General features: G+C 41.6%; 16 protein-coding genes. 13 read left to right on the top strand and 3 right to left on the bottom strand.

Annotation, left to right across the window (positions count from 1 at the left end; genetic code table 11):
* The first annotated feature begins 5 nt into the window (after window positions 1–5).
* Together AC2YHV_RS27310 and AC2YHV_RS27305 are read left to right on the top strand one after the other, a co-directional pair.
* Complete coding sequence (locus AC2YHV_RS27310) at window positions 6–701, top strand: class I SAM-dependent methyltransferase (RefSeq protein ID WP_487374575.1); 696 nt, start codon at window positions 6–8, stop codon at window positions 699–701.
* Window positions 701–1,396 (top strand): AIM24 family protein, encoded by a 696-nt coding sequence (locus AC2YHV_RS27305; RefSeq protein ID WP_034307590.1) that lies wholly within the window; start codon window positions 701–703, stop codon window positions 1,394–1,396. The genes AC2YHV_RS27310 and AC2YHV_RS27305 overlap by 1 nt, the downstream gene beginning before the upstream one ends.
* A 108-nt stretch (window positions 1,397–1,504) precedes the next feature.
* On the opposite strand, the gene metA is transcribed toward AC2YHV_RS27305, so the two are convergent.
* Window positions 1,505–2,413, bottom strand: a complete 909-nt coding sequence (metA, locus tag AC2YHV_RS27300; RefSeq protein ID WP_057277307.1) for a homoserine O-acetyltransferase MetA — start codon at window positions 2,411–2,413, stop codon at window positions 1,505–1,507.
* 167 nt (window positions 2,414–2,580) lie between these two features.
* Between metA and AC2YHV_RS27295 the strand changes: the two genes are divergently transcribed.
* The 9 genes from AC2YHV_RS27295 (at window position 2,581) to AC2YHV_RS27255 (ending at window position 12,134) form a co-directional block, all read left to right on the top strand.
* Window positions 2,581–3,114, top strand: coding sequence for a hypothetical protein (locus tag AC2YHV_RS27295; RefSeq protein ID WP_487374574.1), 534 nt, complete (start codon window positions 2,581–2,583; stop codon window positions 3,112–3,114).
* 78 nt (window positions 3,115–3,192) lie between these two features.
* The gene (locus AC2YHV_RS27290; protein ID WP_268564077.1) at window positions 3,193–3,669 is read left to right on the top strand and encodes a glutathione peroxidase; all 477 of its coding nucleotides are present in this window, start codon (window positions 3,193–3,195) and stop codon (window positions 3,667–3,669) included.
* A 141-nt stretch (window positions 3,670–3,810) separates the two neighbouring features.
* A complete protein-coding gene (locus tag AC2YHV_RS27285; RefSeq protein WP_145504779.1) occupies window positions 3,811–4,656 on the top strand; it encodes a DegV family protein in 846 nt (281 codons plus the stop codon).
* Window positions 4,657–4,709: 53 nt separating this feature from the next.
* Window positions 4,710–5,354, top strand: coding sequence for an HD domain-containing protein (locus tag AC2YHV_RS27280; protein WP_487374573.1), 645 nt, complete (start codon window positions 4,710–4,712; stop codon window positions 5,352–5,354).
* Window positions 5,351–7,228: an ABC-F family ATP-binding cassette domain-containing protein gene (locus AC2YHV_RS27275; protein ID WP_063575863.1), complete on the top strand. Its 1,878-nt coding sequence runs from the start codon at window positions 5,351–5,353 to the stop codon at window positions 7,226–7,228. The genes AC2YHV_RS27280 and AC2YHV_RS27275 overlap by 4 nt, the downstream gene beginning before the upstream one ends.
* A 130-nt stretch (window positions 7,229–7,358) precedes the next feature.
* Window positions 7,359–8,495 (top strand): conserved virulence factor C family protein, encoded by a 1,137-nt coding sequence (locus AC2YHV_RS27270; RefSeq protein ID WP_187049646.1) that lies wholly within the window; start codon window positions 7,359–7,361, stop codon window positions 8,493–8,495.
* Between the two features lie 508 nt (window positions 8,496–9,003).
* A complete protein-coding gene (gene ilvD / locus AC2YHV_RS27265; protein ID WP_034311212.1) occupies window positions 9,004–10,674 on the top strand; it encodes a dihydroxy-acid dehydratase in 1,671 nt (556 codons plus the stop codon).
* Window positions 10,675–10,847: 173 nt separating this feature from the next.
* Complete coding sequence (locus AC2YHV_RS27260; protein ID WP_057277313.1) at window positions 10,848–11,276, top strand: BrxA/BrxB family bacilliredoxin; 429 nt, start codon at window positions 10,848–10,850, stop codon at window positions 11,274–11,276.
* A 78-nt stretch (window positions 11,277–11,354) separates the two neighbouring features.
* Window positions 11,355–12,134: a class I SAM-dependent methyltransferase gene (locus tag AC2YHV_RS27255; RefSeq protein WP_487374572.1), complete on the top strand. Its 780-nt coding sequence runs from the start codon at window positions 11,355–11,357 to the stop codon at window positions 12,132–12,134.
* Here the strand turns inward: AC2YHV_RS27255 and ggt are convergent, their stop codons facing one another.
* Window positions 12,135–13,823: a gamma-glutamyltransferase gene (ggt, locus tag AC2YHV_RS27250; protein WP_240520744.1), complete on the bottom strand. Its 1,689-nt coding sequence runs from the start codon at window positions 13,821–13,823 to the stop codon at window positions 12,135–12,137.
* A 436-nt stretch (window positions 13,824–14,259) separates the two neighbouring features.
* Here ggt and AC2YHV_RS27245 point away from each other — a divergent pair, with 436 nt between their 5' ends.
* Window positions 14,260–14,877, top strand: a complete 618-nt coding sequence (locus AC2YHV_RS27245; protein ID WP_098864250.1) for a YpjP family protein — start codon at window positions 14,260–14,262, stop codon at window positions 14,875–14,877.
* A 195-nt stretch (window positions 14,878–15,072) separates the two neighbouring features.
* Window positions 15,073–15,843, top strand: a complete 771-nt coding sequence (locus AC2YHV_RS27240; protein WP_057277316.1) for a TerC family protein — start codon at window positions 15,073–15,075, stop codon at window positions 15,841–15,843.
* A 345-nt stretch (window positions 15,844–16,188) separates the two neighbouring features.
* On the opposite strand, the gene AC2YHV_RS27235 is transcribed toward AC2YHV_RS27240, so the two are convergent.
* On the bottom strand, window positions 16,189–16,502 hold a 314-nt coding region (locus AC2YHV_RS27235), incomplete at its 5' end, for a hypothetical protein (protein ID WP_487374571.1).

Here is a 16,502-nt window from a genome sequence, read left to right as displayed (position 1 = left end):
TTCTTATGAATATACATACATGGCATAAAGAGTCGGAAAAGGAATGGGATGTTTTTGCACCTATGTGGGTGAAGAATTCGCAAGAAATGTGGGAAACGGGGAGTCGGAAAAACATCATTCCCTTCTTTTCTGAATATGTGCCTTCGGGATTGAAGGTGGCTGACATAGGCTGTGGAGATGGAGTTGGTTCCTTGAAATTGGCCGAAGCGGGATATGAAGTAACTGGAGTTGATTTATCCAATGTGATGATTGAATTTGCAAAGGGGAAAACCGCTCAACAACCAGGACTTTCTTTCCTGCAAGGAGATTTTTATAATCTTCCATTCAAAGATGAAGAAATGGATGCAGCAATGGTCATTAATTCTTTGGAATATACGGGTGAACCATTAACGGTGATGAAGGAAATCCAACGGGTAATAAAGCCTGGAGGTTATGTCTGTTTTGGAATACTTGGTCCAACAGCTGAGCCGCGAAAAAAATTCAGCTTCCACCGGTTATTGGGAGATGAAGTCATCATGAATACCATGCAGCCGTGGGAATTTGAAAAAATGGCTTTAGAAACGGGATGGAAGGCAGTGGCTGATACCGGCGTAGCAAAGAGAGGGGTGGACTATACAAAGCTCGGACATTTTTCAAAGGAATTAAAGCAAGCTGTATCGTTCATGTGGCTTTTCCTCCTGCAAAAAGAGGTGGGGCAGTGATGGAGAAGTATCAAATCGATCAATTCGTTGAAAAGACGAAACAGCAGGATAAAGGGCAAGGTTTATTTGAACTTGAAACGGAACGAATCCTGGAGATTAATTTGGAAAAGCAGATTTGGGCAAAAATGGGAACGATGGTTTCTTATCGCGGCCAAATTAAATTCGAGCGGGAAGGTATTTTGGAGCATGGTTTTGGTAAACTCTTTAAAAAAGCCTTAACGGGTGAGGGTGCATCCCTGATGAAAGCGACCGGAAGCGGCAAGCTATACGTCGCGGATCAAGGGAAGAAGATTTCCATTTTACAGTTAAATGGTGAATCGATCTGTGTTAACGGAAATGATTTACTCGCATTTGAGCCGGGGATTTCATGGGATATAAAAATGATGCGGCGCATTGCCGGGTTATTGGCGGGCGGATTGTTCAACGTAAGGCTCGAAGGGAGAGGCATGGTTGCATTCACTTCCCATTATGAGCCTCTTACTTTAATGGTGGAACCTGGGAATCCGGTTTATACGGACCCGAATGCCACAGTAGCTTGGTCAGGGGAATTGCAGCCTGAATTCGTAACGGATGTTTCTTTGAAGTCGTTTTTTGGAAGGGGAAGCGGCGAATCCGTTCAAATGAAATTCGAAGGAAAAGGATTTGTGGTTGTCCAACCTTTTGAAGAGGTATATTTCGGTAATAAGGAATCATGAAACAAACAACCTGAGTCAGCTACTCAGGTTGTTTCCCATGATGATCGGATGTGTCTGCCATAAAAAAGCGATTCATTTCAAAGTGAAAGCTTCTTTTTTCTTACCCTTTCAATCCCACTCATAAGGGGTTGATTGGTAGACATAATAATTCAGCCAATTCGAGAACATCAGGCTGCAATGGCTCTTCCAGCGGTGAAGAGGTATCCTGGTCGGATCGTTATCAGGAAAGTAATTTTCAGGGAGTTGCGTATTGATCCCGCGTTCCCTATCGCGCTTGTATTCTTCACCAAGGGTATCGGCATCATACTCGAAATGGCCGGTAACCATAATTCTTTTTCCATCAACTGAAGCAGCCATCAATACACCAGCTTGATCGGACTGTGCGAGAACCTTCAATTCAGGATGGTTAACTAATTTTTGATAGTCAATATCCGTATAGCGTGAATGAGGGGCCATAAAATAATCATCGAATCCGCGGACTAGATTTTCATTCGGTTCAAGAACCTCATGAGTGTATACCCCAAAGCATTTCTCTGGAAGTTCGTATTTGCCTATTCCATAATGATGGTACAGTGCAGCTTGTGCCCCCCAACAGATATGTAGGGTGGAAGTGACATTTTCACTTGACCAGTTCATGATGCTCTGCAGTTCTTCCCAATAATTAACGTCTGAAAACTCCAGCTTTTCCACTGGAGCGCCTGTAATGATCAAGCCGTCATATTTCTTTGTGCGAATATCATTAAATGATTTATAAAACTGATCTAAATGAAATTTACTTGTGTTCTTTGATTCATGTGTACTTAAGCGCAGGAATGATATATTTACTTGAATGGGAGTATTGCCAAGAAAGCGCAATAACTGGGCCTCCGTTTTTTCTTTTTCTGGCATTAGGTTTAAAATTAATATATTCAATGGACGGATTTCCTGATTGGTAGCTCTTTGCTCATCCATTACGAAGATATTTTCCTGTTCTAAAATTTCCCTTGCTGGCAGTTGTTCCGGAATTCTAATTGGCATGATTAGCCTCCTTCTTCAAAAATCATAATATTTTAATTATATAGAAAATTATTGAATAGAAAAGCTATTTTAATAATTTCTTGTAAATCCCGAAGGAAATGGCCTGGGAATGGTAAAATGGGAAGATCGGAATACATTAACTATGAAGTTGGAGAGGTGTTTGGAGATTGTTTGATCCTACAGCATTTGAAAACATGAAAGTGGTATTGGAAGGAGCGGTTTACGATCGTGACTTCATTGGGGATATATTGGTCATAAACCGTGATGATATAGTGAATCTCTCAACCATGTCCAGAACATATAAGATCGATATGGAATTGAAAAACCCAAACGCGCCCATTTCCATTAGCGGTGCCATTGAGTTACACGCTTCCCTACATAACCTAAGTTCGGAGTTACTCGATGCAACTATTGATGATACGCATTCAGGATGCACGGTCAATATATTCATTTCTTTTCCTAAAAAGCTTGATGAAGTGAATGCTGAACAATTGTTTAGTGACCTGGAAAAAATCTGGGGAGATCAGAGAATCATTTCAGTGACGACCAGCGAAACGGTCAGTAAAAAAATGCAACCCATTACTTCTTCTATATATAAAATTTCATTTGGAAGGCTTGTAAGAGAGGAGCAAATGGATGATTTGGAAGACATGGTAGAGTATTTGATTCAATCCATTCAAGCAGTGAAGATTCCTGGATGATAGGAAAAGGATTAAAGTTGGTAAACCTACCTTTAAATACGGTAAAATGAATCATCATACTAAAGGGAGAGATCATTCATGTCCATTTACGAATTTGAAGTTAATAAAATCAATGGCGATACCATCTCGCTTGAGGAATATAAAGGGAAAGTGATGATTATAGTGAATACCGCAAGCAAATGCGGTTTTTCGCCACAGTATGATGATTTGCAAAGTCTGTATGTGCAATATAAAGAGGATGGGGTAGTCGTGCTTGGTTTTCCGTGTAATCAGTTTTTGAATCAGGAGCCTGGTGATGATCTGGAAATCGATTCATATTGCAAATTGAATCATGGTGTAACCTTCCCGATGTTTGCAAAAGTGAATGTCAAAGGCAAGGAAGCCCACCCCTTATTCAGCTATCTGACTGAAAATGCTCCTGGGGTGATGGGGTCCAAATCGATAAAATGGAATTTTACAAAGTTCTTGATTGATCGTAATGGAAATATCGTCAGCCGGTTTGCACCTAAAACAAAACCTCTGGAAATGGAAGAAGATATAAAAAAATTAATATGAACTATGAAATCGAGTCCAACGGAAAGTTTCTGTTGGGCTCTTTTCTTGAGGTGAGATATTTATTGCATGCATCCGTTTTTAAAAGGGGACAGATGGTTGGGATATTGAATATAATAGAAGACACAAATGAGGGGGGAAACCATGGAACGAATTGCATGGGTAACAGATAGTACGGGAACTTTAGATGAAGAATTATCATTGAATGAACATGTATACATCGTTCCGATGGTCGTCATCATCGATGGGAAGGAATATGAAGATGGCGTCGACCTATTACCTGAGGAATTATACCGGCGGATGAGTGAGGAAAAAATCACGGCAACCACGTCACAGCCCTCGGTCGGCCGATTCCAGGAATTATATAAGGAGCTTGAAAAACGCTATGATCGAATCATAGCCGTACATCTTTCCAGTGAATTGAGCGGGACGGTTTCTGCGAGCAGGCAAGCTGCACAAATGGTCACGATCCCTGTTGACGTTTTTGATACTTTACTTATTTCCTTTCCAATGCTATTAATCTTGAAACGGCTCATGCATTATATTGAAAATGGCGATTCCATCAATGAAGCATTCGTCAAAACGAGAATGTATGCGGATAACCATGAGACCTATGTAATGATAGGCTCTTTAGATCAGCTGCATCGGAGCGGCAGGTTAACAAACGCACAGTATATTCTAGGAAGCCTATTGAGCTTTAAACCCATCATTTCAATTGAAAATGGTGTGCTCCATACTAAATCTAAACCTCGGAACATTAAAAAAGCGGAAAAACAGATCTTCACTGATTTTCGCAGATCAGTCGAAGCGGGAACAGTAAAGGAATGCACCATATTATATGGTGGAGTGTCGGAGCAGGCACAAAAATGGAAAAAGATGATTTCCGAAGAATTCCCTCATGTGTTGATCCATGTATCCCCACTGGGGAGCGCCATCGGGGTGCATACCGGTGAACAGACGATTGGGCTCAGTTGGTTCAATGAAGATTAAAGCACACCATTATTGAGAACCATGGTAAAATAGAAAGGACATGGAGTGGTGAAATGAAACAAACGATGATTGAGTTAACGGAGAAGTATGTATATGACCAATTGAATTCTGATGCCAGCGGCCATGATTGGTTCCATATCGATCGTGTTCGTAAGCTGGCTTTACATATTGCAAGAGAAGAACGAGTAGGAAATGAGTTCATCATTGAAATGGCGGCTCTGCTTCATGATATCCCTGATGATAAACTAAACCAGGAAGCCGATGGGGGCTGGAAAAAGCTTGATGCTTGGTTTGATGAAATAAAGTTGGATATTGATAGTGTTGATGCCATCAAACAGATCATCAATACAATTTCATTTAGTGCAGGGCAGATGAGGCTACCTTCGATAGAGGCTGAAATTGTTCAGGATGCGGACCGCTTGGATGCAATTGGTGCCATTGGCATAGCCAGGACATTTGCATTTGGCGGAAAGAAGGGACAGCTTATGTATGATCCTTCATTGCCCATTAGGGAAAACATGACCAAGAAGGAATACAGGAATGGAAAAAGCTCTTCCATTCATCACTTTCATGAAAAATTATTGCGCTTGCAAGACATGCTTAATACTTGTACAGCCAAGAAGATTGCTAGTGATAGACATGAATATATGGTAGGATTTTTAGAGGAATTTAAAAAGGAATGGGATGTACGATTATGAAAGTTTTTAGCATGGAACATGTAATGAAAACCCAAGGGGAAAAGCTGCTTTTTAAAGATGTTTCTTTTTCCATTACCGAAGGGGAAAAAATCGGGATCGTTGGGATAAACGGTACCGGTAAATCGACATTATTGAATATCATCGCAGGGCTGGAAGACAGTGATTTAGGAACGAAGGATCATCCGAATGATTATACGATTTCCTATCTGTCCCAAGATCCGCATTTTGATGAGAAATTGACGATCATGGAATATATGTATGAAAGTTCAACTCCTGTATTTTCGTTGATTAAAGAGTATGAAAAGACGCTCATTGAACTTCAAGTGGACCCGCAGAATAGCGCAATACAGGATCGTTTGTTAAAACAGCAGCAGGATATGGACACGCTAGGCGCCTGGGATACAAGTGCCAATGCCAGAACGATACTGACCAAGCTTGGACTTCCTGATCATTCAAGGAGACTGGGGGAACTGTCAGGCGGCCAAAAAAAACGTGCGGCCCTGGCAAAAACCTTGATTGAGACCCCTGATTTATTGATTTTGGATGAGCCTACGAACCATCTCGATTTTGAAAGCATCACTTGGCTTGAAGAATATTTAGGTAAATATCAAAAATCCGTTTTATTTGTAACCCATGATCGATATTTCCTTGATCGTGTGTCCAATAAGATTTGGGAAATCGCCCAGACCCAGCTTTTCGAATACAAAGGAAACTATGCGGATTATTTAGAATCAAAGGCCATTCGTGAAGAGAATGAATCGGCTGAAAGAACGAAAAAGGAAAGTCTATTCAAAAAAGAACTGGCCTGGATCCGTAAGGGTGCAAAGGCCCGGACAACGAAACAAAAGGCCAGGATCCAACGCTTCGAAACATTGGAATCAGGTGTAAAGGATAAGCAGAAAACCGAGAACCTGGAAATGGAATTAAGCGGTGCCCGTCTTGGGAAAAAAGTACTTGAGATGCAGGATGTATCTAAATCCTTCGGTGATCGAACCATCATCAACCATTTTTCCTTCCTCTTCAAACCAGGTGATCGAATTGGGATCGTCGGTAATAATGGCAGCGGAAAGTCAACCTTGTTGAATATCCTGGCAGGTAGGGAATCCATAGATGAAGGAAACCTGGAAAAAGGGCAAACCGTGAAAATAGGGTACTATACGCAAGAAAGCGTCGATATGGATGAGAATTTGCGCATGATAGAGTATATTCGGGAAACGGCGGATTCAATCGCCCTTAAAGATGGTAGTTTCATATCGGCTGCGCAGATGCTTGAAAGGTTCTTATTTCCAATGGGATCGCATGGGACACCAATTCGTAAGCTGTCCGGTGGGGAGAAAAGGCGATTATATCTCCTTAACATATTGATGTCGGCACCTAATGTCCTGCTTTTGGATGAACCGACGAATGATTTGGACACGCAAACCTTGACCGTTCTTGAGGATTATTTAGAAACATTTTCAGGTGTAGTCATTACTGTCTCACATGATAGGTATTTCTTGGATAAAACGTGCCACCAGCTTCTTGTTTTCAAGAATAAAGGTGACATTGACTTTTATTACGGCTCATATTCAGAGTTCTTGGAAGACAAGACGGAAGAGGCTGTGCCAGTAAAAGCACCAGAGCCACAGATGAACCGGACAGAAAAGAAAAAGAAAAAACTGACCTATGCGGAAAGTAAGGAATGGGAAGAGATAGAAGGGAACATGGAGCGGGCCGAGCTGCGCTTGAAAGACATAACATCAGAAATGTCAGCAGCGGGAAGCGATTTTGAAAAAGTCCGCCTGCTTCTTGAAGAAGAAAAGGAACTAACGGATAAATTAGACCATTTGATGGAAAGATGGGCGTATTTAGCGGAAAAATTGGAAGAAGAATGAGCGTGGTGACTGGTCCAAGGATGTAAACTTGGATCAGTCTTTTTTTTGCCAATCTCAATTGCATGAGAATCTGTTTGCGATGTGATAATATCAAGTACATGGAAACGTCTTGTAAAAGGAGAGAAATGCATTGAAAATAAAGTCGATAGAACCTACACCAAGTCCGAATACAATGAAAATCAATTTAACAGAAGAGCTATTAGCTGGTAAAAGCAATAATTATAAGAAAGATCAAGCTGACCAGGCACCCAAGCTGATAAGGGATTTATTTACGATCGAGGGAGTGAAAGGGGTATATCATGTTGCGGACTTCTTAGCCGTTGAGCGAAACGCGAAATATGATTGGAAAGATATCTTGGTCCAAATCCGTCAGGTCTTTGGAGAAAAAACCGAGGAAAAAAATCAACAAGGGGCATTAAATGAACATTACGGTGAAGTAACTGTTGCCATTCAACAATTCAAGGGCATTCCGATGCAAATTAAAGCAAGTGATAGTCAACACGAAAAACGTTTTGCCTTACCGGAATATTTCATAAAGGGCATTGCCGCTGCCCAAAAAGAAGATGATAATGTAGTCCTGCTTCGAAAATGGAAGGATTATGGCGTAAGATATGGTGATATGGAAGATATCGTGAAGGAAGTATCGGATGAACTGATCGCAGCTTATCCGGAAGATCGAATTAATCGGCTAGTTGCAGCTGCACAAGAAATGGCCGATACGAAGGAAGCAATTTTGAAACGTCCAAAAATTAAACTGACTGCAGAAATGCTGAATGATGAAAGTTGGGAAAAGCGTTATCAGGCTTTAGAACAAATGGAAGATCCTACGGTTGATGATATTCCAGTATTGGATATGGCACTCTCCGACAGTAAAGTCTCCATTCGAAGGCTCGCGGTAGTATACTTGGGTATGATTGAAGATAGAAAAGTGCTTCCGAGCTTGTATAAAGCCTTGAAAGATAAAAGCGCGGCCGTAAGACGTACTGCTGGTGATTGTTTATCAGATCTTGGCTTTGAAGAAGCGATGGGAGAAATGTCTCAATCACTTTCGGATAAAAATAAATTGGTTAGATGGCGGGCCGCGATGTTTTTATACGAAGTGGGAAATGAAACGACCCTCCCTTATCTTAAACAAGCGGAACAGGATCCTGAATTCGAAGTTGCCCTGCAGGTCAAGATGGCCATAGACCGTATAGAAAATGGCGAAGAAGCAAAAGGATCGGTTTGGAAGCAAATGACAGAATCAAGACAAGCGAATGACAAGTGATTTGAAATGACCCAGGAAAAAGGCATGCGGCTGATATATTCCGTATGCCTTATTATTTTTTTAGGCTCTTTTCGTAAAGATTGTTGTTTTTAAAACGAAACTATTTTTGGTTGATTGGAGCGGAAGTGCGAGACTCCTGCGGGAGCAGCGGGACAGGTGAGACCCCACAAGCGTTTACGCCGAGGAGGCTCACCGCCCGCCCCGCGGAAAGCGAGCACCTGGAGGGGAAATCAACCACACTGCACTACTTCGTAAATAGCAACAAAGTATGCGAAAACAGCCTTTTTTTAAAATCATTTCCAATCGTTTGAAATGGTTACCCTGAGGTCGAATCTATTAATTTAATCCCTATTATTTTAGTAAAATGATTTTTGTAGATATTTAGTGAAGAATGGTTGCATTTGTCTATAAATATGTTAGAATTTTTAGAGTATACTAAAAATTATATTATTCTGAATCATTAAACATTTAGCGGAAATTGGGGGTACAACAAATGTCTACATCAAATATGAGAAGTGACATGATTACAAAAGGGGTCGATCGAGCTCCACATAGAAGTCTGTTGCGGGCAGCAGGGGTTAAAGAAGAAGATTTCGGTAAACCGTTCATCGCGGTTTGTAATTCATACATCGATATCGTTCCAGGTCATGTCCACCTTCAGGAATTCGGAAAAATTGTGAAGGAAGCGATTCGCGAAGCGGGCGGTGTTCCTTTCGAATTTAATACGATCGGGGTAGACGATGGAATTGCAATGGGTCATATTGGTATGCGCTATTCCTTGCCAAGCCGTGAAATCATCGCAGATTCCGTGGAAACTGTTGTATCTGCACATTGGTTTGACGGTATGGTGTGCATTCCAAACTGTGACAAGATAACGCCGGGAATGATGATGGGAGCACTTCGTGTCAATATTCCTACAATATTCGTAAGCGGCGGACCCATGAAAGCAGGTAAAGATAAAAATGGTAAATCTCTTTCATTAACATCCGTTTTTGAAGGGGTGGGTGCTTATCAAGCAGGTAATATCAATGAAGAGGATTTGCAGGAGATCGAGCAAGTTGCATGCCCTACTTGCGGTTCTTGTTCAGGAATGTTCACAGCAAACTCCATGAACTGCCTGGCTGAAGGATTGGGACTTGCGCTGCCGGGAAATGGAACGATTTTGGCGGTAGCCGAAGAACGTAAGGAATTCGTTAAGAAATCCGCTAAACAGTTGATGGAGATAATCAAACAGGATATCAAGCCTCGTGATATCGTGACGATTGATGCAATTGATAACGCATTTGCCTTGGATATGGCGATGGGCGGTTCGACGAACACCGTGCTTCATACGCTTGCATTGGCACATGAAGCAGGTTTTGAATATCCGATGGAACGCATAAATGAAATAGCTAACCGCGTACCGCATCTAGCGAAAATTGCACCGGCATCAGATTACCATATTGAAGATGTACATAATGCCGGTGGTGTAAGTGCCGTCATTAATGAGTTGCTCAAAAAACCAGGTGCGTTTAATGGAGATTGCCTTTCTGTCTCAGGTAAGACGCTCCGCGAAAATGTTGCCGGTTGTGAAATATTGGACAAGGATGTAATCCATCCATTGGATAATCCGCATTCTGAGCGTGGCGGGCTTGCGGTATTGTTCGGTAACCTTGCTCCTCAAGGCTCCATCGTAAAAGTGGGCGCCGTTGACGCATCAGTTGGTGGCTATCACAGGGGTCCGGCCATTTGTTTCGATTCCCAGGAAGATGCACTTTCCGGAATCATTACCGGAAAGGTTAAAGAAGGGGATGTAGTGGTCATTCGTTACGAAGGGCCTAAAGGTGGGCCGGGAATGCCGGAAATGTTGGCACCCACTTCCCAAATCGTCGGGAGGGGACTTGGAGCGAAAGTCGGTTTGATCACTGATGGCCGCTTTTCAGGAGCATCGCGAGGCATCAGCATTGGTCATATTTCCCCCGAAGCAGCTGAGGGAGGCCCGATCGCCTTTGTTGAAGATGGAGATATCATCGAATTGGATTTGAATAATCGTAAAATCCAATTGGAAATTTCCGATGAAGAATTCGAAAAACGCAAAGCCAATTGGAAAGGCTTCGAGTCAAAGGTCAGGACTGGCTATTTAGCACGGTATTCCAAACTTGTGACGAATGCCAGCTCAGGCGGAGTGATGAAAGTTTAAGTTTAAAGGGAAGACTAAAACATGGTGGCAGAAGGAAACTGGATTTCTGTCACCATGTTTCTTTGTGAAGAAAAATGAAATTTTACAAAGCTTTAAGCGTCATTTTTGCATATGCACTGAAGAATATAGTATCATTATACTAATTGAAGAATTGTAACCAAGGAGGTTTTTTTATGTCGATGGCATATGATGAATATATGAAACAAATGGTGAAACCAATGCGTGCGGAACTGGTGCAGGCAGGTTTTGATGAGTTGGAATCCGCTGAAGCGGTTGAAAACTTTATGGAATCGGTGGAAGGTACGACACTTGTGGTCGTGAATTCAGTTTGCGGCTGTGCTGCCGGGTTAGCCCGTCCAGCTGCTACTCAAGCCGTACTCCAAGCGGACAATAAACCAGATCATTTGGTAACTGTATTCGCAGGCCAAGATAAGGAAGCGACAGCTAAAATGCGCGAATACTTCGATGGAATAGAACCTTCTTCACCATCCATGGCTCTTTTAAAGGGCAAAGAGGTCGTACATTTCATTCCTCGCCATGATATAGAAGGACAGCCAATGGAAGCCATCATGGAAAATTTATTGGCAGCGTTCAGTAAGTAAATAAGTGATGAAGCGGAATGTCCTGGTAAAACAGGGCATTCTTTTCAAATTTTAAGAGAGTATGAAGGGGTAGGATTCATGTTTGTCACAACAGTAGGAAGAGCCGATAAAGAAACGATGATATTAGCCAAAAGGTTAGCTGAAGAATTGCAAATCCCCTTTATAGCAAGAAGAAAACGATCGGTGAGTGATATCCAAGCGGAACATAATGAAGATGATTGCCTTGTTTTTGGTAAAAAGCGGATGGAGTTATATCGATATCAGGAAAAAGAACCATTCTTTTTTCATCCGAACCTGGCGATGATCCGTATAAAAAGAATAATGCGCGGAGAGAGTGATCCATTTCTCATTTCCGGAGATATAAATGAAGGGAACACTGTGCTTGATTGTACCTTGGGATTGGGCTCTGATGCGATTGTCGCAAGTTTCGCGGTGGGTGAACATGGACGGGTTGTCGGATTGGAAGGAAATCAATATTTGGCCTTGCTCGTGGACCGTGGAATGAAAACATGGGAGGATGCAGAAGAAAAAATGATTTCTGCGATGAGAAGAATAGAGGTCAGGCAGGGTGACCATTACGAAATATTGAAAACATTGCCGGATAATCATTTTGATGTCGTATATTTCGATCCCATGTTTGAAGAAACGATTCAGGAATCGAATGGTATCAGGGGACTGACTCATTTTGCGGATGGTAAGGATCTATCGGTTGAAATAATGAAAGAAGCCAAGCGGGTTGCGCGCAATAGAGTCGTGTTGAAAGACCATTACCGCAGCTCCCGCTTTGAGGAATTTGGATTTGAGGTACTAAAAAGAAAAACATCCAAATTCCATTTTGGCTTCATTTCCATCCAGTGATCACGATTTATAATCTGTTTCGTCCAGACCCATGGCACAGCCTTCCCGGCTTGAATCGGCAGCACCATAGTTCGAGCCATCGGGGTTGATTTGAATCGCTTGGACATTCCCTATTGAGTGGGGAACTTCATTAAAGGCGAAGCCCATTGATTCCAAGTGGCCTTTGCTAGTCATATCCATTCCAGGCTCCCATTCAATATGAGGCCCCATCGGAGTGAAAATTCTAGGTTCTTCGATGGCTGCTTTCAAATCCATTTTTAAATCGAGTACATTAATGATCGTTTGTACGACTGAACTGATGATGGTTGGTCCTCCTGGTGACCCTAACGTCAAGATCGGCTCGCCGTCCTTAAAGATGATGGTCGGGCTTTTACAGCTGACTGGGCGTTTATTGGGCTGCACTTCATTCATGCCGCCAGGAATGGAATCAAAATCAGTCAGTTCGTTATTCAGCATGAAACCATAGTCGGAAACCATGATGCCTGATCCGAATGGATGTTCCACTGTAGAAGTGCATGCTGCGATATTACCCCATCTGTCACGGACAGTGAAGTGCGTCGTTTCGCTGATCTCTTCTTCATTAGGTTGCGGAATGACTTCCCTTTGTTGCACGGAATCATAAATCCAAGGGTTTCCGAAGTCAATGGCATTATTTCTTGACTTGAAATTAATGAATGAGCGGCGTTTAGCTATATACTCATCATGCATGAGGCCCGCCAATGGCAATTCGGCAAATTCGGGATCAGCGAGAAATGCTTTTTTATCAGTAAATGCCAGACGCATCGCTTCTGCGATTAAATAATATTTTTCCCAAGAACGGGCGTCATATTGTTCGATTTGGAAGCTTTCCAAAATTTTCAGGATTTGAATGACCGTGAATCCGCCGGCACTTGGCGCATTTGATGAAGCAATTAAATAATCCTTATAAGTCCCATACATTGGTACATCGATAGTAGCTTTATAGCCCTTTAAATCAGAAAGCTCCATGAACCCTCCAAGTTCTTGTATGCAGGAAATGATGCCCTCTCCGATTTCACCTTCATAAAAAGCGGAAATTCCTTCACGTTGTAATATCCGATAGGTATTCGCCAATTTTTCTTTAATCAGCAAATCGCCATCCTGATAGGGTTTTCCGTTTGGTATGAAGAACTTACGCGCTTCATCGCCCAATCGATATTCAAAGTTTTTAAGAGCATCGCATAGAACCCAATTGACGGGAACTCCTTTTTCAGCAAATTCAATGGATGGCTCGATAAGTTCTGCCAATGGCTTGCTGCCATTTTCGGCGAGTGCTTCATCCATAGCTTTCAGTATTCCAGGAATGCCAACCGCTGTTGCTTTGATAGATCTCTCTTTAAAAGGGATGACTTCCCCTTTTTCATCAAGAAACATGTCTCGATGTGCGGCTTTAGGTGCCCTTACATGGCCGTCGTATATTTTAGTTTCCTTATCTTTTGCATTATATACCATAAGAAAACCACTTCCGCCGATACCAGTCATCATTGGTTCAACAACATTTAGGGCAAATTGGATGGCGACGGCCGCATCGACAGCATTTCCACCTTCACGTAATATTTTTTCCCCTATTGAAGTTGCGACAGGATGAGCTGTAACGACCATTCCGGAGCTCCCTTTCGCAGTTTCCCTTTTGTAATCCTTATCTTTTATCTTCTCATTGTTGTTTTCCAAAATGATTCCTCCATTATTCAGTCCTTTTATCTGCCAATAAAGTAAGCTTATGTTTGAGTGAAAAGAAAACCTTGTCATTGTAGAAAAATGACAAGGAGATTTTTCGTAGGTATTCATTTATTCTTAATCAGCAAATGATAAATATACGAAAAATGCTAATGTAACAAGACATAAAGCCACCATGGCAGTCGAAGCCATATAAGACCCCTCCTTAAAAAGACTTGAATCTAATTAATTTCTCCAAAAATCGTCAAAATCCTTCATTTAAATGTAAATTTATTGATATTTATTAAAAAGTTCGAGTTCATTAAACTTTATATAGGTATTTATCCTTTTTTTTGATTTTTAAAACATGGGTAACTATATATTCGTAATTACCAAAAAATAAAAGTATACTAAATATAAAGACAATACAAAAAAGGAGGGGGAGTGTGAGTTGAAAGCAGCGGTTTGGTTCAGGAAAAGTCTCGTCATTTTAGTATCCGTTTTGACGTTTGGTCTTGTCACTCCTTCAGATCTGGCGTGGTTAGCGGAAGCCGATTCGTTAAAGGATACTAAAAAGGGAATAGTGGAAGAAGAGGGATTAGCCTATCTTCCTTCGCAGAATTCAACTGAAATTGAGGAAGAATTCAACCGGGAAGAATTTTTATCGGACATCCTGAATAAGGCAGAGGAAAACGCATTTATGAAATTTGGCGATAAGATCAATCCAAAAATTGGCGATGAATTCAAAATGGTCATATTACCAAAAATGGAAGAAGCCATTACAGAAATGGCTGCACAATTTCCGGATGAAAAATTACAGCAATTGACCATCACTGAGCAGCCGAGTGCCGGCAGGGCCGAGAAGATATTCCATATTTATGATTCAATCAGCGGCAAGGATATCATCAGATTCCATGTAAGGCAGGAAAATCCCCCATTGGAAGGACATTGGTTCGATTTTCACTATCATACCCATCATGATTCATTTGCCACCCATTATAATATAGGGAAAATATATTGGGATAAAAATACGCCGCCAGAGTGGACGAGTAAACAAAAGCTCTCATAGTGGTGGATTTCGTTGATTTTATTTAAGTGGAAGAGTATGATGAAATGAAACTTAATAAGCATCGAATGATACGTTGTCCTGCAACGTATTTATTTTGTGTTAAAACTTAAAGTAAAGTTTTTATCATAACTGGGAACAATGTTATTTTAAAAGGTTTTCTAATTTTGCTGTTATAGGAACAGAGGAGTCTTTATCATGTCAGAGTTGTTAAATAACATCGTGCAAACGTATGCTCAATTTTTTGACTGGCATATGTGGGTGGAGGTTTTATCCGACCCTGTGAGCTGGGGGTTGATCGGAACGCTCGTCTTAATGGAAGGATTGCTATCAGCGGATAACGCACTGGTATTAGCTGTGATGGTCAGGCACCTTCCTCAAAAACAACGGAAAAAAGCATTATTTTACGGTTTGTTTGGTGCTTATGCTTTTAGATTTATAGCGATTGGAATAGGTGTTTTCCTCATAAAGCTTTGGTGGGTGAAGGTGATTGGAGCCGCCTACCTTGGTTGGCTCTCGTTTAAATACTTTAGGGATAAAAGAAAAAAACAAGCTGGGATCGACGAAGATATCCAGGGAATGAGTAAAAACAGCATACTGATCCGAATGTTTGGTACTTTATGGGGAACGGTTGCGGCAGTGGAATTGATGGATATAGCATTTTCCGTCGATAGTGTCTTGGCCGCTTTCGGAGTGAGTGAAAAAGTCTGGGTCCTTTTGACAGGCGGAATGATTGGTGTCTTGATGATGCGGGGAGTGGCCGGAGTATTTCTAAAATTGATAGATAAGGTTCCAGAATTGGAAACTGCCGCTTATGTCCTTATCGGATTCATAGCAATAAAAATGTTAATGGCAGTTGCAGGGATCGAAATCCCGCCTGCGATCTTTTTTGTCTTTATATTACTGATTTTCGGCACTACAATCGTGTATCATTTGAAGAAAGGGAAAAAGGTCAAGGAACATGGCTGAGCGCCATTTAAAAAGCTGTCATCAAAATGATGTCAGCTTTTTTTCGCCAAAGTTTCGGAATGGTCTCATCCCGAAGCCCTTTCCCGATTTTCCATAAAAAAGTTCATTGTTTAAGAATCAAATTAAATGAAGAATTATTCTTGTTAGTAATTGTATCTCCCTGGAGGAGGGTTAGTAAATCTGAGCGTTGATTTCCACTCCAGGCACTCGCTTTCCGCGGGCGGTCCGGGAGCCTCCTCGGCGCTCGCCTGCGGGGTCTCCCTTGGCCACGCTTTTCCCGCAGGAGTCTCGTACCTTATGTTCCAATCAACTGGAATGTTTTTTAAATGAAAACTTGCTTTTCTTTTAAATTGTCTTCAGTCTGGCGATTTGAATGGTCTCAATCCTAACCATAATTTTAAAACAAACTTTGTCTTGCTTTTTTATAGACGAAACCCTCATAGGATTGAAGAAATTTGCGACACTCCTGCCGAAAAACTGACTAGCCGAGACACCACATACGCTTGCGTCGAGGAGGCTTGGCAGACAGTCGACGGAAAGGGAGCGGATTTCTGAAATCAACTGAAATGTTAATACAAAAAAATTGAAGGTGAAAGGCTTTTTCTTCGAATTCATCTGCATTTTTTGCGGTTGTATCAATCTGTCAATAAACTTGGTCT

It is taken from the genome of Peribacillus sp. SRI_006 (genome assembly GCF_057586375.1).
This window is presented reverse-complemented; position numbering and strand designations above follow the sequence as displayed.